This window comes from Pseudomonas sp. BE134 (assembly GCF_031456105.1).
In the GTDB taxonomy this organism is placed as follows: domain Bacteria; phylum Pseudomonadota; class Gammaproteobacteria; order Pseudomonadales; family Pseudomonadaceae; genus Aquipseudomonas.
This window is the reverse complement of sequence record NZ_JAVDUA010000052.1, coordinates 1-20,409: the sequence shown is the minus strand read 5'-3', so window position 1 is coordinate 20,409 and position 20,409 is coordinate 1. Positions and strand designations below refer to the sequence as shown.

General features: G+C 57.3%; 17 protein-coding genes. 15 read left to right on the top strand and 2 right to left on the bottom strand.

Features of this window, described 5'->3' with window-relative positions:
• Positions 1 to 734: 734 nt before the first annotated feature.
• A complete protein-coding gene (gene gltA, locus J2Y56_RS27860; RefSeq protein WP_007945132.1) occupies positions 735 to 2,024 on the bottom strand; it encodes a citrate synthase in 1,290 nt (429 codons plus the stop codon).
• A gap of 364 nt (positions 2,025 to 2,388) precedes the next feature.
• On the opposite strand from gltA, the gene sdhC reads away from it, so the two are divergent.
• The 12 genes from sdhC to J2Y56_RS27800 all read left to right on the top strand — a co-directional run bounded on the left by sdhC (position 2,389) and on the right by J2Y56_RS27800 (position 16,919).
• On the top strand, positions 2,389 to 2,763 hold the full coding sequence (sdhC, locus tag J2Y56_RS27855; RefSeq protein ID WP_081502780.1) for a succinate dehydrogenase, cytochrome b556 subunit: 375 nt from the start codon (positions 2,389 to 2,391) through the stop codon (positions 2,761 to 2,763).
• Positions 2,757 to 3,125: a succinate dehydrogenase, hydrophobic membrane anchor protein gene (gene sdhD, locus J2Y56_RS27850; RefSeq protein ID WP_007945134.1), complete on the top strand. Its 369-nt coding sequence runs from the start codon at positions 2,757 to 2,759 to the stop codon at positions 3,123 to 3,125. The genes sdhC and sdhD overlap by 7 nt, the downstream gene beginning before the upstream one ends.
• A 3-nt stretch (positions 3,126 to 3,128) precedes the next feature.
• Positions 3,129 to 4,904, top strand: a complete 1,776-nt coding sequence (sdhA, locus tag J2Y56_RS27845; protein WP_007945135.1) for a succinate dehydrogenase flavoprotein subunit — start codon at positions 3,129 to 3,131, stop codon at positions 4,902 to 4,904.
• A gap of 11 nt (positions 4,905 to 4,915) precedes the next feature.
• Entirely contained in the window at positions 4,916 to 5,620 is a 705-nt protein-coding gene (locus J2Y56_RS27840) for a succinate dehydrogenase iron-sulfur subunit (RefSeq protein WP_007945136.1), read from the top strand.
• Between the two features lie 262 nt (positions 5,621 to 5,882).
• Positions 5,883 to 8,714: a 2-oxoglutarate dehydrogenase E1 component gene (locus tag J2Y56_RS27835; RefSeq protein ID WP_007945139.1), complete on the top strand. Its 2,832-nt coding sequence runs from the start codon at positions 5,883 to 5,885 to the stop codon at positions 8,712 to 8,714.
• A 42-nt stretch (positions 8,715 to 8,756) separates the two neighbouring features.
• Entirely contained in the window at positions 8,757 to 9,974 is a 1,218-nt protein-coding gene (gene odhB, locus J2Y56_RS27830; protein ID WP_007945142.1) for a 2-oxoglutarate dehydrogenase complex dihydrolipoyllysine-residue succinyltransferase, read from the top strand.
• A 106-nt stretch (positions 9,975 to 10,080) separates the two neighbouring features.
• A complete protein-coding gene (lpdA, locus tag J2Y56_RS27825; RefSeq protein ID WP_007945143.1) occupies positions 10,081 to 11,517 on the top strand; it encodes a dihydrolipoyl dehydrogenase in 1,437 nt (478 codons plus the stop codon).
• Between the two features lie 196 nt (positions 11,518 to 11,713).
• Positions 11,714 to 12,880 carry an ADP-forming succinate--CoA ligase subunit beta gene (sucC, locus tag J2Y56_RS27820; protein ID WP_007898980.1) on the top strand — a complete coding sequence of 389 codons (1,167 nt, stop codon included), beginning with the start codon at positions 11,714 to 11,716 and terminating at the stop codon, positions 12,878 to 12,880.
• The gene (sucD, locus tag J2Y56_RS27815; protein WP_007945144.1) at positions 12,880 to 13,761 is read left to right on the top strand and encodes a succinate--CoA ligase subunit alpha; all 882 of its coding nucleotides are present in this window, start codon (positions 12,880 to 12,882) and stop codon (positions 13,759 to 13,761) included. The genes sucC and sucD overlap by 1 nt, the downstream gene beginning before the upstream one ends.
• A 424-nt stretch (positions 13,762 to 14,185) precedes the next feature.
• Complete coding sequence (gene brnQ / locus J2Y56_RS27810; RefSeq protein ID WP_007945145.1) at positions 14,186 to 15,499, top strand: branched-chain amino acid transport system II carrier protein; 1,314 nt, start codon at positions 14,186 to 14,188, stop codon at positions 15,497 to 15,499.
• 281 nt (positions 15,500 to 15,780) lie between these two features.
• Complete coding sequence (locus J2Y56_RS27805; protein WP_007945146.1) at positions 15,781 to 16,518, top strand: DUF599 domain-containing protein; 738 nt, start codon at positions 15,781 to 15,783, stop codon at positions 16,516 to 16,518.
• Positions 16,518 to 16,919 carry an MAPEG family protein gene (locus tag J2Y56_RS27800; protein ID WP_310338973.1) on the top strand — a complete coding sequence of 134 codons (402 nt, stop codon included), beginning with the start codon at positions 16,518 to 16,520 and terminating at the stop codon, positions 16,917 to 16,919. The genes J2Y56_RS27805 and J2Y56_RS27800 overlap by 1 nt, the downstream gene beginning before the upstream one ends.
• 67 nt (positions 16,920 to 16,986) lie before the next feature.
• Here the strand turns inward: J2Y56_RS27800 and J2Y56_RS27795 are convergent, their stop codons facing one another.
• Positions 16,987 to 17,220 (bottom strand): hypothetical protein, encoded by a 234-nt coding sequence (locus J2Y56_RS27795; RefSeq protein WP_007945150.1) that lies wholly within the window; start codon positions 17,218 to 17,220, stop codon positions 16,987 to 16,989.
• Between the two features lie 156 nt (positions 17,221 to 17,376).
• On the opposite strand from J2Y56_RS27795, the gene J2Y56_RS27790 reads away from it, so the two are divergent.
• The 3 genes from J2Y56_RS27790 to htpG all read left to right on the top strand — a co-directional run bounded on the left by J2Y56_RS27790 (position 17,377) and on the right by htpG (position 20,288).
• Positions 17,377 to 17,853 carry a PaaI family thioesterase gene (locus J2Y56_RS27790; RefSeq protein ID WP_310353993.1) on the top strand — a complete coding sequence of 159 codons (477 nt, stop codon included), beginning with the start codon at positions 17,377 to 17,379 and terminating at the stop codon, positions 17,851 to 17,853.
• On the top strand, positions 17,850 to 18,302 hold the full coding sequence (locus J2Y56_RS27785; protein WP_007945152.1) for a PaaI family thioesterase: 453 nt from the start codon (positions 17,850 to 17,852) through the stop codon (positions 18,300 to 18,302). The genes J2Y56_RS27790 and J2Y56_RS27785 overlap by 4 nt, the downstream gene beginning before the upstream one ends.
• Before the next feature lie 81 nt (positions 18,303 to 18,383).
• A complete protein-coding gene (gene htpG / locus J2Y56_RS27780; RefSeq protein ID WP_310338978.1) occupies positions 18,384 to 20,288 on the top strand; it encodes a molecular chaperone HtpG in 1,905 nt (634 codons plus the stop codon).
• The last annotated feature ends 121 nt before the right edge of the window (positions 20,289 to 20,409 follow it).

The window sequence follows — 20,409 nt, the reverse complement described above, 5'->3', positions numbered from 1 at the left end:
CATGCCCTCACTCCGGCATTGCTCCGGGGGCCCGCCGCCATCGGCCATCCATGGCCGGGGGCGGCTACCGCGGCATCCTTGCCGCGGTGCCCCCTACGCAAAGCCTGCGTTCGGCCTCTGGGAAAGGGGCAACAGATCAAGATCAAGATCAAAAGCCGAAGCAACAGCAACAGCAACGGCAACGGCAAGATCAAAAGCTTCGCGAGCAAGCCCGCTCTCACAGTTGGACAGGGTACATCCCTGAGAGATTGGTCGGCTGTCAGGCCGCCTTCGCTGGCAGGCCAGTTCCCACAATGGATCGGCGTACAGCTTTTGCTTTTCACCACTCAACAGGCCGAGCGTTAGCTCGCCTGCAGCTTTTGATGTTGAGGCACCGCCCCCTCGAGAGGCCGAGTGGAGGTTCTGCGCAGTGGGCAACCCGGCAAGGATGCCGGGTTAGCCGCCCCCGGCCATGGATGGCCGATGGCGGCGGGCCCACGGAGCAGGACCGGAGCGAGGGCATGCCGAGCCTAGGCGAGGCACCGAACGAAAGGGGCAGGAGCGCTTTGGTTACTTTCGCGCTTTTCGAAAGTGACTCGCTGTAAAAGCGAAACCAATAGAAGCCGTTACCGCAGAAACGGATATGTACACAACCAAAGAAACGGGGAGGCCCGCAAACCGCACAAACAAAAACGGCCTCTAAATAAATAGAGGCCGTTTCCGGTGCAACTTAAGGCTCTATCGCAAGACAGGTCTTATTTGCGGTCTTCCAGCTTGGTGATGTCACGCGACTCGTAGCCGGTGTACAGCTGGCGCGGGCGGCCAATCTTGTACGGGCTGGAGAGCATTTCTTTCCAGTGGGAGATCCAGCCGACAGTCCGCGCCAGGGCGAAGATCACGGTGAACATGCTGGTTGGAATGCCGATCGCCTTGAGGATGATTCCCGAGTAGAAGTCGACGTTCGGGTACAGCGAGCGTTCGATGAAGTACGGGTCGGTCAGGGCGATCTCTTCCAGGCGCATGGCCAGTTCGAGTTGCTTGTCGTTCTTGATGCCCAGTTCCTTCAACACTTCGTCGCAGGTCTGCTTCATGACGGTAGCGCGTGGGTCGCGGTTTTTGTAAACCCGGTGACCGAAGCCCATCAGTTTGAACGGATCGTTCTTGTCCTTGGCCTTGGCGATGTACTTGTCGATGTTCGAGACATCGCCAATTTCATCAAGCATGGTCAAAACGGCTTCGTTCGCGCCGCCGTGGGCAGGGCCCCACAGTGCAGCGATGCCGGCGGCGATACAGGCGAACGGGTTGGCACCCGAAGAGCCGGCCAGACGAACGGTAGACGTCGATGCGTTTTGCTCGTGGTCGGCATGGAGGATGAAAATCCGGTCCATGGCCTTGGCGAGCACCGGGCTGATCGGTTTGATCTCGCACGGGGTGTTGAACATCATGTGCAGGAAGTTTTCCGCGTACGTCAGGTCGTTGCGCGGGTACATCATGGGTTGGCCCATGGAGTACTTGTAAACCATCGCTGCCAGCGTCGGCATCTTGGCAACCAGGCGGATCGCGGAAATTTCGCGATGCTGCGGGTTATTGATGTCGAGAGAGTCGTGGTAGAACGCCGAAAGGGCGCCGACTACGCCGCACATGACGGCCATCGGGTGGGCGTCGCGACGGAAGCCGTTGAAGAAGGTCTTCAGCTGCTCGTGAACCATGGTGTGGTTCTTGACGGTGCTGACGAACTGGGCCTTCTGTTCTGCGGTCGGCAATTCGCCGTTGAGCAGCAGATAGCAGGTTTCCAGGTAGTCCGACTTTTCAGCCAACTGTTCGATCGGGTAACCGCGGTGCAACAGAATGCCGTTGTCGCCGTCGATATAGGTGATCTTCGACTCGCAGGAAGCGGTCGACATGAAACCAGGGTCAAAGGTGAAACGGCCCGTGGCCGTCAGGCCCCGAACATCGATAACATCGGGACCAACGGTGCCGGTTAAAATGGGCAGCTCGACGGGGGCTGCGCCCTCGATGATCAACTGCGCTTTTTTGTCAGCCATGTGGCCTCCTATTTATGCTTGAAATCATCAGACAGACCCCCCACGCAGGGCCCGCACCACTATAGTGAGATAAATTCGAATGTCAATTTGCCTAAAGTCCTGCTCCTGAAGGCTTTAACCGGACTTTTTCCTCGAAATTGACTGCCGTTTACGCCTTTTATCCAACTTGTGCAATCAGCTATTAGGGGAAGGCGAACGCGTTGTCATTAGTAGCCTAACTGTCTATACTCGCCCTCCGACCGCCAGGGGCTTTTGGGCCTGCTTTATTGGGGGTCGCACTCCCTGGGTGGTGGGTACCTGACCAGTGCACTCCCCAACAACTTTGCCCTGATTGTTAGGGGCTCTTCAGTGTGAAAAAAAAGCCGTGAATAGCCAACGACCTGTAAACCTAGACCTAAGGACCATCAAACTCCCAGTCACTGCTTACACGTCCATTCTTCACCGGATATCCGGAATCATCCTCTTTGTCAGCCTGGCCATCATGCTTTATGCATTGGACAAGTCGCTGAGCTCGGAAGAAGGTTTCGGCCAGGTGAAAGCGTGTCTGACCAGTCCGCTAGCCAAGCTAGTGACATGGGGCATCCTGTCCGCCTTGCTGTATCACCTGGTTGCCGGTGTGCGCCATTTGATGATGGACATGGGCATCGGCGAGTCGCTTGAAGGCGGCAAACTGGGCTCGAAAATCGTTATCGCCGTTTCCGTGGTGGTAATCGTTCTGGCAGGAGTTTGGATATGGTAACTAACGTCACGAACCTGTCGCGTTCGGGCCTCTATGACTGGATGGCACAGCGTGTGTCTGCGGTCGTTCTCGCGGCTTACTTCATTTTCCTGATCGGATACGTCGTCGCCAACCCTGGCATCGGCTACGCCCAATGGCATGAACTGTTCGCAAGCAACTGGATGCGTATTTTCAGTCTCCTGGCCCTCGTTGCCCTCGGCGCTCACGCCTGGGTCGGCATGTGGACCATCGCGACCGACTACCTGACGCCAATGGCGTTCGGCAAGTCCGCGACTGCAATACGTTTCCTCTTCCAGGCAGTATGCGGCGTCGCGATGTTCGCCTACTTCGTCTGGGGTGTGCAGATTCTTTGGGGTATCTGATTCATGTCTACTACAGTTAATACGCTTTCGTTCGACGCCATCATCATTGGCGGCGGCGGTGCTGGCATGCGCGCTGCTCTGCAGCTGGCGCAAGGTGGTCACAAGACTGCCGTGGTTACCAAGGTTTTCCCGACTCGTTCGCACACTGTATCCGCCCAGGGTGGCATCACCTGCGCCATCGCGTCCGCTGATCCGAACGATGACTGGCGCTGGCACATGTACGATACCGTCAAGGGTTCCGACTACATCGGTGACCAGGACGCTATCGAATACATGTGTTCCGTAGGCCCGGAAGCGGTCTTCGAGCTCGAGCACATGGGTTTGCCGTTCTCCCGTACTGAACAGGGTCGCATCTATCAGCGTCCGTTCGGCGGTCAGTCGAAAGACTTCGGTAAAGGTGGCCAGGCCGCCCGTACATGCGCCGCTGCCGACCGTACCGGTCACGCCCTGCTGCACACCCTGTACCAGGCCAACCTCAAGGCCGGCACCGTATTCCTCAACGAATACTACGGCGTCGACCTGGTGAAGAACGAAGATGGTGCCTTTGTCGGCATGATCGTCATCTGCATCGAGACTGGCGAAACTTCCTACGTCCGTGCTAACGCCACCGTTCTGGCGACTGGCGGTGCAGGTCGTATCTACTCGTCCACCACCAATGCCCTGATCAACACCGGTGACGGCGTTGGCATGGCTCTGCGTGCTGGCGTGCCGGTACAAGACATCGAAATGTGGCAGTTCCACCCGACCGGCATCGCCGGCGCTGGTGTACTGGTTACTGAAGGCTGCCGCGGTGAAGGCGGTTACCTGATCAACAAGCACGGCGAGCGTTTCATGGAGCGTTATGCTCCGAACGCCAAAGACCTTGCTGGTCGTGACGTTGTTGCCCGTTCGATGGTTAAAGAAATCATCGCCGGCAACGGTTGCGGTCCGGATGGCGACCACGTGATGCTGAAACTCGATCACCTTGGTGAAGAAGTTCTGCACAGCCGTCTGCCAGGCATCATGGAACTGTCCAAGACCTTCGCTCACGTCGATCCAGCCGTAGCGCCGATTCCGGTCGTTCCAACCTGCCACTATATGATGGGCGGCGTTGCCACCAACATTCATGGTCAGGCAATCACCCAGGACGCCGAAGGCGTTGACCAGATCATTCCTGGTCTGTTCGCCGTAGGCGAAGTGGCGTGCGTATCGGTTCACGGTGCCAACCGTCTGGGCGGCAACTCGCTGCTCGACCTGGTGGTATTCGGCCGTGCCGCCGGCCTGTTCCTGGAGCAGACGCTGAAGGAAGGCGTTGATTACGCTCGTCCTCGCCAGTCCGACATCGACGCTGCCCTGGCACGTCTCGATGGCCTGAACTCGCGTACCGAGGGTGAAGACGTCGCTACCCTGCGCAAAGAACTGCAAAGCTGCATGCAGAACTACTTCGGTGTGTTCCGTACCGGCGAATACATGCAGAAGGGTATTGCCCAACTGGCTGATCTGCGTGGCCGTATCGCCAACGTCAAGATCAACGATAAGAGCCAGGCGTTCAACACCGCTCGTATCGAAGCGCTGGAGCTGCAAAACCTGCTGGAAGTGGCCGAAGCCACCGCCATCGCTGCAGAGATCCGCAAAGAGTCCCGCGGTGCTCACGCCCGTGAAGACTACGAAGACCGCGACGACGAAAACTGGCTGTGCCACACCCTGTACTTCCCGGGTGACAAGCGCGTGACCAAGCGTGCTGTGAACTTCTCGCCGAAGACTGTTCCGACTTTTGAACCTAAGATTCGGACTTATTAAGGGTGGCCGCCATGTTGCAAGTCAGTGTTTATCGCTACAACCCTGATCAGGACGCTGCGCCGTTCATGCAGGAATTTTCGGTCGATACCGGTGGTAAAGACCTGATGGTGCTGGACGTGCTGGCCCTGATCAAAGAGCAGGACGAAGGTTTCTCCTATCGTCGCTCTTGCCGTGAAGGTGTTTGCGGTTCCGACGGCATGAACATCAACGGCAAAAACGGCCTGGCATGCGTCACGCCGCTGTCTTCTGTCGTAAAAGGTAACAAGCTGATTGTTCGTCCACTGCCAGGTTTGCCGGTTATCCGTGACCTGGTCGTAGATATGAGCATCTTCTACAAGCAATACGAGAAGGTTAAGCCATTCCTGCAGAACGACACGCCGGCTCCGGCCATCGAGCGTCTGCAGTCCCCGGAAGAGCGTGAAAAGCTTGATGGTCTGTACGAGTGCATCCTGTGCGCTTGCTGCTCGACTTCCTGCCCGTCCTTCTGGTGGAACCCGGACAAGTTCCTGGGTCCAGCTGCTCTGCTGCAAGCGTACCGCTTCCTGGCAGACAGCCGTGACACCAAGACTGCCGAGCGTCTGGCTTCGCTGGATGATCCGTTCAGCGTATTCCGCTGCCGCGGGATCATGAACTGCGTCAACGTCTGTCCGAAAGGCCTGAACCCGACTAAGGCCATCGGTCACGTACGTAACATGTTGCTGCAAAGCGGCGTGTGATTCAGCTGCTGTACCCGTAAGACCGTAGTACCTGTAGATGCTACGGCGCAGGCTTCAACCGGCGCCGTAGTTTTAACCTGAGCAGCAGCTTATAAGGCTGCGGCTCTTATTTTGAAGAAATGAGACAAGCAGGGGCATCCGGGCTGGTACCCGGACTATCAGCGTGATCCTAAGTGGCTTGTTTTGGTCGCTGCATTCGGACTTCTGCAAGTGTGCTCGGTGTCGACGCCGGTGGTGTTCCCCTAACCGAGGGTGACCAAGCATGCAAGAAAGCGTGATGCAGCGCATGTGGAACAGCGCCTACCTGTCCGGTAGTAACGCTGCCTATGTGGAAGAGCTCTACGAGCTCTACCTGCACGACCCTAACGCTGTGCCAGAAGAGTGGCGCACCTACTTCCAGAAGTTGCCGGCTGATGGCAACACTGCTACCGATGTTTCGCACTCCACAATTCGCGATCATTTCGTCTTGCTGGCAAAGAACCAGCGCCGCGCCCAACCGGTTTCCGCCGGCAGCGTGAGCAGTGAGCACGAGAAGAAGCAAGTTGAAGTGCTGCGATTGATCCAGGCCTACCGTATGCGTGGCCACCAGGCAGCCCAGCTTGACCCGCTGGGGCTGTGGCAGCGTCCTGCACCTGCAGACCTGTCGATCAATCATTACGGCTTGACCAATGCCGATCTTGATACGATCTTCCGTGCCGGCGACCTGTTCATCGGCAAAGAGGAAGCGAGCCTACGCGAAATTCACGAAGCGTTGCAGCAGACATATTGCCGCACCATCGGCGCTGAATTTACGCATATCACCGATTCCGAGCAGCGCCAGTGGTTCCAGCAGCGTCTGGAAAGCGTACGCGGCCGTCCGACGTACTCCGCCGACATCAAGAGCCACCTGCTTGAACGCGTCACTGCCGGCGAAGGTCTGGAAAAATACCTGGGAACCAAATACCCGGGTACCAAACGTTTCGGTCTGGAAGGCGGCGAAAGCCTGATTCCGATGCTCGATGAGCTGATCCAGCGCTCCGGTTCCTACGGCACCAAGGAAATCGTCATCGGCATGGCCCACCGTGGCCGTCTCAACGTGCTGGTCAACACCTTCGGCAAGAACCCGCGCGAGCTGTTCGACGAGTTCGAAGGCAAGAAGAAGGTCGAGCTGGGTTCCGGTGACGTCAAGTATCACCAGGGCTTCTCGTCCAACGTGATGACCACCGGCGGTGAAGTTCACCTGGCCATGGCGTTCAACCCGTCCCACCTGGAAATCGTTTCTCCAGTGGTCGAGGGTTCGGTTCGCGCACGTCAGGATCGTCGTAACGACCCTACCGGCGAGAAGGTTCTGCCGATTTCCATCCACGGTGACGCGGCATTCGCCGGTCAGGGCGTGGTGATGGAAACCTTCCAGATGTCGCAGACCCGCGGTTTCAAAACCGGCGGCACCGTGCACATCGTGATCAACAACCAGGTCGGTTTCACCATCAGCAATCCGCTGGACTCGCGCTCCACCGAGTACGCGACCGACGTTGCGAAAATGATCCAGGCACCGATCCTCCATGTAAATGGCGATGATCCGGAAGCTGTGTTGTTCGTGACCCAGCTGGCCATCGACTACCGCATGCAGTTCAAGCGTGACGTGGTGATCGACCTGGTCTGCTACCGTCGTCGTGGCCACAACGAGGCCGACGAGCCAAGCGGCACCCAGCCAATCATGTATCAGCAGATCACCAAACAGCGCACTACCCGTGAGCTGTATGCCGATCGTCTGACTCAGGGCGGAGTGCTGGACGCAGAGCGTGTTCAGGCGAAAGTCGACGAATACCGCAACGCGCTGGACAACGGTCTGCATGTTGTAAAAAGCCTGGTCAAAGAGCCGAACAAAGAGTTGTTCGTGGACTGGCGTCCGTATCTGGGCCACGCCTGGACCGCACGTCACGACACGCGTTTCGATCTGAAAACCTTGCAGGAACTGTCCGCCAAGCTGCTGGAAATTCCGGAAGGCTTCGTGGTTCAGCGCCAGGTCTCGAAAATCTACGAAGACCGTCAGAAGATGCAAGCCGGCGGCCTGCCGATCAACTGGGGTTACGCCGAAACCATGGCGTACGCGACCCTGGCGTTCGAAGGTCACCCGATTCGCATGACGGGTCAGGACATCGGTCGCGGTACGTTCTCGCACCGTCACGCTGTCTTGCACAACCAGAAAGACGCGGGCACCTACATCCCGCTGCAAAACCTGTACAACGGCCAGCCACGTTTCGACCTGTACGATTCGTTCCTGTCCGAAGAAGCCGTACTGGCGTTCGAATACGGTTACTCGACCACCACGCCTGATGCGCTAGTGATCTGGGAAGCCCAGTTCGGCGACTTCGCCAACGGTGCCCAGGTGGTTATCGACCAGTTCATCACCAGTGGCGAGCACAAGTGGGGCCGTCTCTGCGGTCTGACCATGCTGCTGCCGCACGGTTATGAAGGTCAGGGCCCGGAGCACTCGTCGGCTCGTCTGGAGCGTTACCTGCAACTGTGCGCCGAGCACAACATTCAGGTAGCCGTACCGACCACGCCGGCTCAGATCTATCACTTGCTGCGCCGTCAGGTCATTCGCCCGCTGCGCAAGCCATTGATCGTTCTGACTCCGAAGTCGCTGTTGCGTCACAAGCTCGCCATATCGACCCTGGAAGATCTGGCCGAAGGTTCGTTCCAGACCGTGATCCCGGAAATCGATGTTCAAGACCCGAAAAAGGTCGAGCGCATTGTTCTGTGTAGCGGCAAGGTCTACTACGACCTGCTGGAAAAACGCCGTGCCGAAGGTCGTGATGACATCGCCGTCGTGCGTATCGAGCAGCTGTACCCATTCCCTGAGGACGACTTGAAAGAAGTCCTGGCTCCTTACACCAACGCCAAACATGCCGTCTGGTGTCAGGAAGAGCCGATGAACCAGGGTGCCTGGTACTGCAGCCAACACCACTTGCGTCGTAGCGTCAGCAATCTCAACAAGTCTCTCGTACTCGAGTACGCGGGCCGTGAGGCTTCTGCTGCACCTGCTTGTGGTTATGCATCGATGCACGCCGAGCAGCAGGAAAAACTGCTGCAAGACGCCTTTACTGTTTAACGCCTTCGCGCACCTGAAACCGAATTTAAGGACCCACAGATAATGGCTATCGAAATCAAAGCCCCCACTTTCCCGGAATCGGTTGCCGATGGCACCGTTGCCACCTGGCACAAACAACCGGGCGACGCTGTAAAGCGTGACGACCTGATTGTCGACATCGAAACCGACAAGGTTGTGCTGGAAGTGTTGGCCACTGCTGACGGCGTGCTGGGCGCTATCGTCAAGAACGAAGGCGACACCGTTCTGTCCGACGAAGTCCTGGGCTCCATCGAAGCGGGTGGCGCTGCTGCTGCCGCTCCAGCTGCCGCTCCGGCCGCTGCACAAGCCGCTGCTCCAGCTGCTGAAGGTGAAGACGATCCTGTTGCTGCACCGGCTGCTCGCAAGCTGGCTGAAGAAAACGGCATCAACATCGCTTCCGTTGCCGGTACTGGCAAAGGCGGTCGTGTGACCAAGGAAGACGTGGTAGCGGCTGTTGCTGCCAAGAAAGCCGCACCTGCTGCCGCGCCTGCCAAGGCTGCTGCACCTGCTGCTGCCGCTCCTGTGTTCGCCGCTGGCGACCGCATCGAGAAGCGCGTTCCGATGACCCGCGTTCGCGCTACCGTCGCCAAGCGTCTGGTAGAAGCTCAGTCGAACATGGCGATGCTGACTACCTTCAACGAAGTCGACATGACCGAAGTCATGGCCCTGCGTTCGAAGTACAAGGACCTGTTCGAAAAGTCCCACAACGGCGTACGCCTGGGCTTCATGTCGTTCTTCGTGAAAGCGGCCACCGAAGCGCTGAAACGCTTCCCGGCTGTCAACGCCTCGATCGACGGCGGCGACATCGTTTACCACGGCTACGCCGACGTCGGTGTTGCTGTTTCCAGCGACCGTGGTCTGGTTGTACCGGTTCTGCGTAACGCCGAACTGATGAGCCTGGCTGAAATCGAAGGCGGCATCGCCACCTTCGGCAAGAAAGCCCGTGACGGCAAACTGTCGATGGACGAAATGACCGGCGGCACGTTCACCATCACCAACGGTGGTACTTTCGGTTCGATGATGTCGACCCCGATCGTCAACCCGCCGCAAGCCGCTATCCTGGGCATGCACAACATTCTGCAGCGTCCTATGGCGATCAACGGTCAGGTCGTTATCCGTCCGATGATGTACCTGGCTCTGTCCTACGATCACCGTCTGATCGATGGCAAAGAAGCTGTGACTTTCCTGGTGACCATCAAAAACCTGCTGGAAGACCCGGCTCGTTTGTTGCTGGATATCTAAAAAGCAGCCGCAAGCTGCAAGCTGCAAGCCCCCAGCTCAAAGCGAGCAAGTGGGCTTCAGTCTTGCGGCTTGCGGCTTGTAGCTTGTTGCTAAAAGGGAACCTTTTATGACTCAGAAATTTGACGTAGTAGTGATCGGCGCGGGCCCTGGCGGCTACGTAGCTGCCATCAAGGCAGCACAGCTTGGTCTGACGACGGCCTGCATCGAGAAGTACACCGACAAGGAAGGCAAACTGGCTCTGGGCGGTACTTGCCTGAACGTCGGCTGCATTCCATCCAAGGCGCTGCTGGACAGCTCCTGGAAGTTCCACGAAGCCCAGGACGGCTTCGCGATCCACGGTATCAACCACGCTGGCGTGACCATGGACGTGCCAGCAATGGTCGGCCGTAAAGCCAACATCGTCAAAGGCCTGACCTCGGGTGTTGCCACCCTGTTCAAAGCCAACGGTGTGACTTCCATTCAGGGTCACGGCAAGCTGCTGGCCGGCAAGAAAGTTGAAGTCACCAAGCCTGACGGCTCGGTAGAAATCATCGAAGCCGAGAACGTGATTCTGGCTCCAGGCTCGCGTCCGATCGACATTCCACCGGCTCCGGTTGACCAGAATGTGATCGTCGATTCGACTGGCGCACTGGAATTCCAGTCCGTACCCAAGCGTCTGGGCGTGATCGGCGCTGGCGTTATCGGTCTGGAACTGGGTTCGGTCTGGTCCCGTCTGGGCGCTGAAGTTACCGTTCTTGAAGCGCTGGACACTTTCCTGATGGCCGCTGACGCTGCCGTTTCCAAGGAAGCGCTGAAAACCCTGACCAAACAAGGTCTGGACATCAAGCTGGGCGCACGCGTTACCGGTTCCAAAGTGAATGGCGACGAAGTCGTTGTGAACTACACCGATGCCAAGGGCGAACAGAACATCACTTTCGACAAGCTGATCGTAGCCGTTGGTCGCCGTCCAGTGACCACTGATCTGCTGTCCGCTGATTGCGGCGTGACCCTCGACGAGCGCGGTTTCGTGCACGTTGACGATCACTGCGCCACCACCGTACCGGGCGTATACGCCATCGGTGACGTGGTTCGCGGCATGATGCTGGCACACAAGGCCTCGGAAGAGGGCATCATGGTCGTTGAGCGCATCAAGGGCCACAAAGCCCAGATGAACTATGACTTGATCCCTTCGGTTATTTATACTCACCCGGAAATCGCATGGGTCGGTAAAACCGAGCAGGCCTTGAAGGCTGAAGGCGTTGAAGTTAACGTTGGCACCTTCCCGTTCGCAGCCAGTGGCCGTGCCATGGCAGCCAACGACACCGGCGGTTTCGTGAAAGTCATTGCCGATGCCAAGACTGACCGCGTATTGGGCGTCCACGTGATTGGCCCGAGCGCTGCAGAACTGGTTCAGCAGGGCGCGATCGGTATGGAATTCGGCACCAGCGCTGAAGACCTGGGCATGATGGTTTTCTCCCATCCGACCCTGTCTGAAGCCTTGCACGAAGCAGCTCTGGCAGTGAATGGCGGCGCCATCCACATCGCCAACCGCAAGAAGCGTTAAGACAATAAGAAACCACGGCGGAATGGCCCGTCGTGAGCCTTGCATGCAAGACTCACCGCGGAATATCCGCTGGACGCAGTCTTGCGTAGCTGCACCGGTTGACCGGAAAGGCTACGCAAGCAGCAGTCAAAGGTGGTGCGGCACTTGAACGAGTGCAGCACCGAATGCGCAGTACCTAACGAAGACGGTAATAAGCATGAATCTTCACGAGTATCAGGGTAAGCAGCTGTTCGCTGAATACGGCCTGCCAGTTTCCACCGGTTATGCAGTAGATACCCCGGAAGCAGCAGCAGAAGCTTGCGACAAAATCGGCGGCACCGAGTGGGTTGTCAAAGCCCAGGTCCACGCTGGTGGTCGCGGTAAAGCGGGCGGCGTCAAGCTGGTTCGCAGCAAAGAAGACGCCAAGGCATTCGCACAGCAGTGGCTGGGCAAGCGTCTGGTGACTTACCAGACTGACGCCAACGGTCAACCAGTCACCAAGATCCTGGTTGAATCGTGCACTGATATCGCTAAAGAGCTGTACCTGGGCGCTGTCGTTGACCGTTCGAGCCGTCGCATCGTGTTCATGGCTTCCACCGAAGGTGGCGTGGACATCGAGAAAATCGCTCACGACACTCCAGAGAAAATTCTGAAAGCCACTATCGATCCACTGGTTGGCGCTCAGCCATTCCAGGGTCGCGAACTGGCATTCCAGCTGGGTCTGGAAGGCAAGCAAGTTGCTCAGTTCGCCAAGATCTTCGTAGGTCTGGCCAAGCTGTTCAAGGATCACGACCTGGCTCTGCTGGAAGTGAACCCGCTGGTGATCAAGGCTGACGGCGATCTGCATTGCCTCGACGCCAAGATCAACATCGACGCCAACGCCATGTACCGTCAGCCTAAGCTGAAGACTTTCCACGATCCGTCGCAAGACGATCCGCGCGAAGCGCACGCTGCCAAGTTCGAACTGAACTACGTAGCACTGGAAGGCAACATCGGTTGCATGGTCAACGGTGCTGGCCTGGCCATGGGTACCATGGACATCGTCAACCTGCATGGCGGCAAACCAGCCAACTTCCTCGACGTGGGCGGCGGTGCTACCAAAGAACGCGTTACCGAAGCGTTCAAGATCATCCTGTCCGACACTAACGTCGCTGCAGTATTGGTCAACATCTTCGGCGGCATCGTTCGTTGCGACATGATTGCCGAAGGCATCATCGGCGCTGTGAAAGAAGTCGGCGTGAAAATCCCGGTTGTTGTTCGCCTTGAAGGCAACAACGCTGAGCTGGGCGCTAAAGTACTGGCAGAAAGCGGTTTGAACATCATCGCTGCTACCAGCCTGACCGACGCTGCTCAACAAGTCGTTAAAGCTGCGGAGGGCAAATAATGAGCGTCCTGATCAATAAAGACACCAAAGTTATCTGCCAGGGTATTACCGGTTCGCAAGGTAGTTTCCACACCCAGCAAGCCATCGAATACGGCACCAAGATGGTTGGCGGCGTAACTCCTGGCAAAGGCGGCACCGAGCACCTGGGTCTGCCAGTGTTCAACACCGTGAAAGACGCTGTAGCTGCCACTGGCGCCACCGCCAGCGTAATCTACGTTCCAGCTCCTTTCTGCAAGGACTCGATCCTGGAAGCTGCTTTCGGCGGCATCAAGCTGATCGTTTGCATCACTGAAGGCATTCCTACCCTGGACATGCTGGACGCTAAAGTTAAGTGCGACGAGCTGGGTGTTACCCTGATCGGCCCTAACTGCCCAGGCGTGATCACTCCAGGCGAATGCAAGATCGGCATCATGCCAGGTCACATTCACTTGCCAGGCAAGGTCGGTATCGTTTCCCGTTCCGGCACCCTGACCTACGAAGCTGTCAAGCAAACTACTGACGCCGGTTTCGGTCAGTCGACTTGCGTCGGCATCGGCGGTGACCCGATCCCGGGTTCGAACTTCATCGACATCCTGAAGCTGTTCCAGGAAGACCCGAAGACAGAAGCGATCGTCATGATCGGCGAGATCGGCGGTTCGGCTGAAGAAGAAGCGGCTGCCTACATCAAGGCAAACGTGACCAAGCCGGTTGTTTCCTACATCGCTGGTGTGACTGCCCCTGCGGGCAAGCGCATGGGCCATGCTGGCGCAATCATCTCTGGCGGCAAAGGCACTGCAGACGAGAAGTTTGCGGCCCTGGAAGACGCAGGCGTTAAAACCGTGCGTTCGCTGGCAGACATCGGCAAGGCTTTGTCCGAGCTGACCGGTTGGGCGATCAAATAAGCCTCGCGCTTAGCTGACGCTTTACCAAACAAAGGCCACCTTCGGGTGGCCTTTGTCGTTTCCGGGTGATCGTTCCCCCGCTCTGCGTGGGAATGCCGCTGGGGACGCTCCGCGTTCCACCTTTGGATGTGACGCAGAGCGTCACGGGATGCGTTCCCACGCAGAGCGTGGGAACGATCTGCTTTATAGACACAGATCAATTTACATGCAAAAACGCGACACAGAAACGTCGTGTATCGGATAGTTCGCCCTCTAACAGTGCGTTTGTCGGGCAAATTCGTTAGGCTAGCCGCCATTTTTGCGAACGCCGCCCACAAGGCAGTGACGCGCTAAAGGGTCAGTCCTATACGGATCGACAGCATTTCCCTCACCCCAAAGGGAAATCCCTCTCTAAATTCCGATTCAGTAGTGTGGTATTTCCTTAATGAAAGTGTTGAAAGGCCAGGACATCCTGGCACTTGGTTTTATGACATTTGCCCTCTTTGTCGGGGCTGGCAACATCATCTTCCCGCCTATCGTCGGCTTGCAGTCCGGACCTAATGTCTGGATGGCGGCGCTGGGCTTCTTGATCACCGCGGTCGGTTTGCCTGTGATCACCGTGGTTGCACTGGCGAAAGTCGGTGGTGCGATGGATGCGTTGAGCAGCCCGATCGGCAAAATCGCCGGTGGCCTGTTGGCTGCCGCGTGCTACCTGGCAGTCGGCCCATTGTTTGCCACCCCGCGCACCGCCACCGTCTCGTTCGAAGTCGGCCTGGCGCCGCTGACCGGCGAGAGCCCGTTGGCGCTGTTTCTCTACAGTTCGGTGTACTTCCTGATCGTGTTCTTCATCTCGCTCTACCCGGGGCGTTTGCTGGATACCGTAGGACGTTTTCTCGCACCACTGAAGATCATTGCCCTGGCCGCGCTCGGCATCGCCGCGTTCGCGTTGCCTGCCGGTGATATCGGCGTGGCCACGCCGGAATACGTCGCGGCACCGTTCTCTCAAGGTTTCATCAATGGTTACCTGACCATGGATACCCTGGGCGCTTTGGTGTTCGGTATCGTGATTGTTAACGCGATCCGCTCCCGTGGTGTTGAATCGCCGGTGCTGATCACCCGTTACGCCATCATTGCCGGGCTGATTGCCGGCGTTGGCCTGGCGCTGGTTTATGTCAGTCTGTTCCGCCTCGGTTCGGGCAGCCACGAAGTGGCCGCCGGTGCGACCAACGGCGCGGCGGTATTGCACGCTTATGTGCAACACACCTTCGGTTCGTTGGGCAGCGGTTTCCTGGCCGTGTTGATCTCGCTGGCCTGCCTGGTAACGGCTGTAGGCCTGACCTGTGCCTGTGCCGAGTACTTCAGCCGCGTGCTGCCACTGTCCTACAAGACGCTGGTCATCATCCTGGCGGTGTTCTCCTTGCTGGTGTCCAACCTGGGCCTCACCAAGCTGATTGCCTTCTCGATCCCGGTCCTGACGGCGATCTACCCGCCATGCATCGCCCTGGTGGCGCTGAGCTTCTGCAAGGACTTCTGGCATGAGCAGGGCCGCATCGTCGGTCCGGTGATGCTGGTGTCGTTCCTCTTCGGCATGATCGACGCGCTCAAGGGCGCGGGTCTGGCGGACTGGATGCCGACTCAGTTGTCTCACTTGCCGCTGAGCGAGCAGGGCCTGGCGTGGCTGGTGCCGGCGGTCATGACCCTGGTGGTCGCGGTGGTTTGCGATCGACTGCTGGGCAAGCGCGAAGAAGCGCTGGCTTAAGTCGCTGAATGGCCTGCCACAAGCGGGCTATCAAGCTGAAACAGAAATGCCCCGTATCAATCGATGCGGGGCATTTTTTTTGGAGTCAGTGCAGTGTCTTTTTCCATAAGCTAACGTCGAAGCCTTGCAAATTTCCAATGTGGGAGCGAGCCTGCTCGCGATGGCGATTTTACTTTCAACAGAGATGTTGACTGATCTACCGCTATCGTCGGAACGCCGCCCGGAGCCGGCTCGCTCCCACAAGGTTTCGAGTATTTCGCCACTCCATCAAAAGGACCTGCATGTCGTTCATCCACGCCAACCTGATCCACATCCTCGCCGCGCTCTGGTTTGTCATCTGCTGGGGCGGTTACACCCGCTATGCCACGTGGAAGGGCCGTGACACCGCGTGCCTGGCCAGCGTGTTGCATCTGTACCGCGAAGACTGGATGCGTCGCATGCTGTTACGCGACAACCGCATCGCCGATGCCAGTGTGGTGGGTAACCTGGAGCGTAATGCCTCGTTCTTTGCCTCCAGCACCTTGATTATTCTGGCCGGTATTCTCACCGTGCTCGGTGCTTCCGAAAGAGCGGTGTCGTTGTTGGCGGATATCCCGATGGTGCAGCAGGCGTCCCAGGGCATGTCGGAGATCAAATTGCTGTGCCTGGCGCTGGTGTTTGTCTACGCCTTCTTCACCTTCAGCTGGTGCATGCGCCAGTACAACTTTGCAGCGATTCTGATTGGCTCGGCGCCAATGGTCGGTGAACGCCACGTGTCCGAACAGGAACGCAAAGCCTTCGCTGCCCGCGCGGCACGGGTCATCTCCATGGCCGCTAACCAGTTCAACTTCGGCCTGCGTTCCTACTACTTCGGCATGACCATGCTGGCCTGGTTCGTCAGCCCGTGGCTGTTCATGCTGATGAGTACCGGCGTGGTATTGGTGTTGTATCGCCGGGAGTTTCATTCCGACGTTCTGGACGTGATGGTCTATACCCCTACAGAGGCACCCTTGCCCGAGGCAAACAAAGAGGTCGCTTGATGAGTATTCCGTTCTGGTGTGTGTTCATCAGTGCATTACTGATTTATGTGGCCCGCATGCCGGTGGCCAAGGCGATGAAAGAGCAGGGCGGTTACAACAATCACCTGCCGCGTCAGCAGCAGGGGCAACTTACCGGCTTCGGGGCCCGTGCGTTGGCCGCGCATCAAAACTGTTTTGAAGCCTTTATATTGTTTGCGGTAGGTGTGTTGATGGCGCACACCACCCAAACCGCAGGATGGCTGATCGACCTGCTGGCGATCATCTTTGTGATCTCACGCATTATCTACTTACTGTGTTACTGGGGCGATTTGGCCTGGCAGCGCAGTCTGGTCTGGTTTGTGGGTTTCGTCTGTTCGTTGTTACTGATCATTAGTCCGACTTTTAGAAGCATTTTGCTCTAGCGGAGCAAATTGCAGGCAAAAGAAAACCCGCACCAGGCGGGTTTTCTTTTGCAAGCTAAAAACTGTTTTAGTTTTTAGGTGCTTCTTTTGCGGCAGCTTCGTTCGATTCAGCCTGAGCTTCGGCAGCTTTGGCGTTTTCTTTCGCAGCGTCGTTCACTTTATCCTGAGCTTTGTTCATGTCTTGCTGAGCCTGTTCAGCATGTTTGGCTGCATCTTGAGCTTTGTCCTCGGATTTTTTATCGCAGGCAGCGAGACCGAGGGAAGCGGTCAACATCAAGGCAATAGCTAAAGTCTTACGCATGGGGTGTTTCTCCTTATGGAAATAACTACTGGCCTTTCGAGCACACCCGGCAATGATAAGTTCCTCATTTCATACAAATATATGAAGGATATTCGCTAAGGAACTTTTTGCTTTTTCCAAGACTTCGAATCCCCACTAACTAGAGCTTTTTATCACATGGCCGAAAACCCTGTTTTTGAGCGTGCGACGCGATTCCTGTCGGCGCTGCGGCATTGTCAGGTCCTTGGGTTACGGGTGCACAGCGCCAGCAATGACGGACTAACGGTCATCTTGCCGTACAGCCCGCAAATCGTTGGCAACCCGCAAACCGGCGTGATCCACGGCGGTGCGCTGACATCGTTGATGGACACTGCCTGCGGTATGTCGACCCTGTGCGTGCTGCCCGAATTTGAAGTCTGCCCGACCCTCGATCTGCGCATCGACTACATGCATGCCGCCGAACCGCATAAAGATGTCTACGGTTTTGCCCAATGCTACCGAGTGACCACCGACGTGATCTTCGCCCGAGGTTTCGCCTATCAGGACGATCCCGAGCACCCCATCGCCCATGTTGTGGGTACGTTCATGCGCATGAGCAAAGCCATCAAAGGCACGAAAGGCTTTGGCGGCGTCATCTCCGGAGGTGCGCAATGACTGATTCCTTCAAGGAACAACTGCAACAGGCTCATGAGGAGGGCAACTACGCGTCACTGTTGCACCTGATTCCTTACGCCAAACTGATCGGCGTCGAATGTTCGCGGGTGGGGGATGATCTGCTGTTTCGCCTGCCAGCCAACAAGGACAACATTGGTAACCCTTTATTGCCGGCGATTCATGGCGGCGTGATTGCCGGGTTCATGGAACTCTCGGCCGCGCTGCACTTGCTGATTTTCACGGGTTCGCCGGGTGTACCGAAAATCATCGATTTCTCCCTCGACTACCTGCGCGCCGGGCAGTTTCGCGATACCTGGGCCAAATGTCAGGTGTGCCGACAGGGGCGTCGGGTCGCCAACGTGGCCGTTACCGCCTGGCAAAGCACTGAATCCGAGCCCATTGCGACGGCCCGTGCCCATTTCAAAATTGAGGAGCCCTTGAAATCCTGAACACAGCCCCCAACTCTGATGACAACCCGCCGCCGACCCTGAAGGTCGCGGCCACTGCCATCTGATTGGAGTTTGATGACCATGAGTGTGGAAACTCAAAAGGAAACCCTGGGCTTCCAGACCGAGGTGAAGCAACTGCTGCACCTCATGATCCATTCGCTGTATTCCAACAAGGAAATCTTCCTTCGCGAATTGATCTCGAACGCCTCTGACGCTGTCGACAAATTACGTTTCGAAGCCCTGTCCAAGCCTGAATTGCTGGAAGGTGGCGCCGAACTGAAAATCCGTGTGACCTTCGACAAGGACGCCAAAACCGTCACCCTCGAAGACAACGGCATTGGCATGAACCGCGAAGAAGCGATCGCCCATCTGGGTACCATCGCCAAATCCGGCACAGCCGACTTCATGAAACACCTGTCTGGCGATCAGAAGAAAGATTCGCACCTGATCGGCCAGTTCGGTGTGGGTTTCTACTCTGCCTTCATCGTCGCCGACAAAGTCGACGTGTTCAGCCGTCGTGCCGGTGATGCGGCCAGCGAAGGTGTGCACTGGTCGTCCAAGGGCGAAGGCGATTTTGAAGTGGCCACCGTTGAGAAAGCCGAGCGCGGCACTCGCATCGTTCTGCACCTGAAGTCCGGTGAAGACGAATTCGCCGATGGCTGGCGTCTGCGCAACATCATCAAGAAGTACTCCGACCACATCGCCCTGCCGATCGAGTTGCCAAAAGAAGTGGCCGCCGCTGAAGGTGAAGAGCAGCCGGCCGTTGAATGGGAAACCGTCAACCGCGCCAGTGCCCTGTGGACCCGTCCTCGCACTGAAGTGAAGGACGAGGAATACCAGGAGTTCTACAAGCACGTCGCTCACGATTTCGAGAACCCGCTGAGCTGGAGCCACAACAAGGTCGAAGGCAAGCTCGAATACAGCTCGCTGCTCTACGTGCCGGCCCGTGCTCCGTTCGACCTGTACCAGCGTGAAGCGCCGAAAGGCCTGAAGCTGTACGTGCAGCGTGTGTTCGTGATGGACCAGGCCGAGTCGTTCCTGCCGTTGTACCTGCGTTTCATCAAAGGCGTGGTCGATTCCAACGACCTGTCGTTGAACGTGTCGCGGGAAATCCTGCAGAAAGACCCGATCATCGATTCGATGAAGTCGGCGCTGACCAAGCGCGTTCTGGACATGCTGGAAAAACTGGCGAAGAACGAGCCTGAGCAATACAAGGGCTTCTGGAAGAACTTCGGTCAGGTCATGAAAGAAGGCCCGGCAGAAGATTTCGCCAACAAAGAGAAAATCGCTGGCCTGCTGCGTTTCGCATCGACCAACGGTGATGAAGGCGAGCAAGTGGTGGGTCTGGCCGAATACCTGGCTCGCGCCAAGGAAGGTCAGGACAAGATCTACTACCTGACCGGCGAAACCTACGCGCAAGTCAAAAACAGCCCGCACCTGGAAGTCTTCCGCAAGAAAGGCATCGAAGTGCTGCTGCTGACCGACCGTATCGACGAGTGGCTGATGAGCTACCTCAGCGACTTCGACGGCAAGACCTTCGTTGACGTGGCGCGCGGTGATCTGGACCTGGGCAATCTGGACTCGGAAGAGGACAAAAAAGCCGCGGAAGAAGTCGCCAAGTCCAAAGAAGGCCTGGTTGAGCGTCTGAAAACCGCACTGGGTGATTCGGTTGCTGAAGTACGGGTCTCCCACCGTCTGACCGACTCCCCGGCGATTCTGGCGATCGGCGAGCAGGACCTGGGTATGCAGATGCGTCAGATCCTGGAGGCCAGCGGTCAGAAGGTTCCGGAGTCGAAGCCGATCTTCGAGTTCAACCCGGCGCACCCGCTGATCGAGAAGCTCGACAACGAGCAGAGCGACGAGCGTTTCGGCGACCTGTCGCACATTCTCTTCGATCAGGCGGCCCTGGCTGCCGGTGACAGCTTGAAGGATCCGGCCGCGTATGTGCGCCGTCTGAACAAGCTGCTGGTTGAACTGTCGGTTTAACTGCGTTGTAGATAAAACCCGCTTCGCAGACTGTGTGAAAACCTAGCAATCTGCATCGCGGTTTAAGAAAATGCCCCGTAATCGAAAGATACGGGGCATTTTCTTTGTTATGGCTTACATC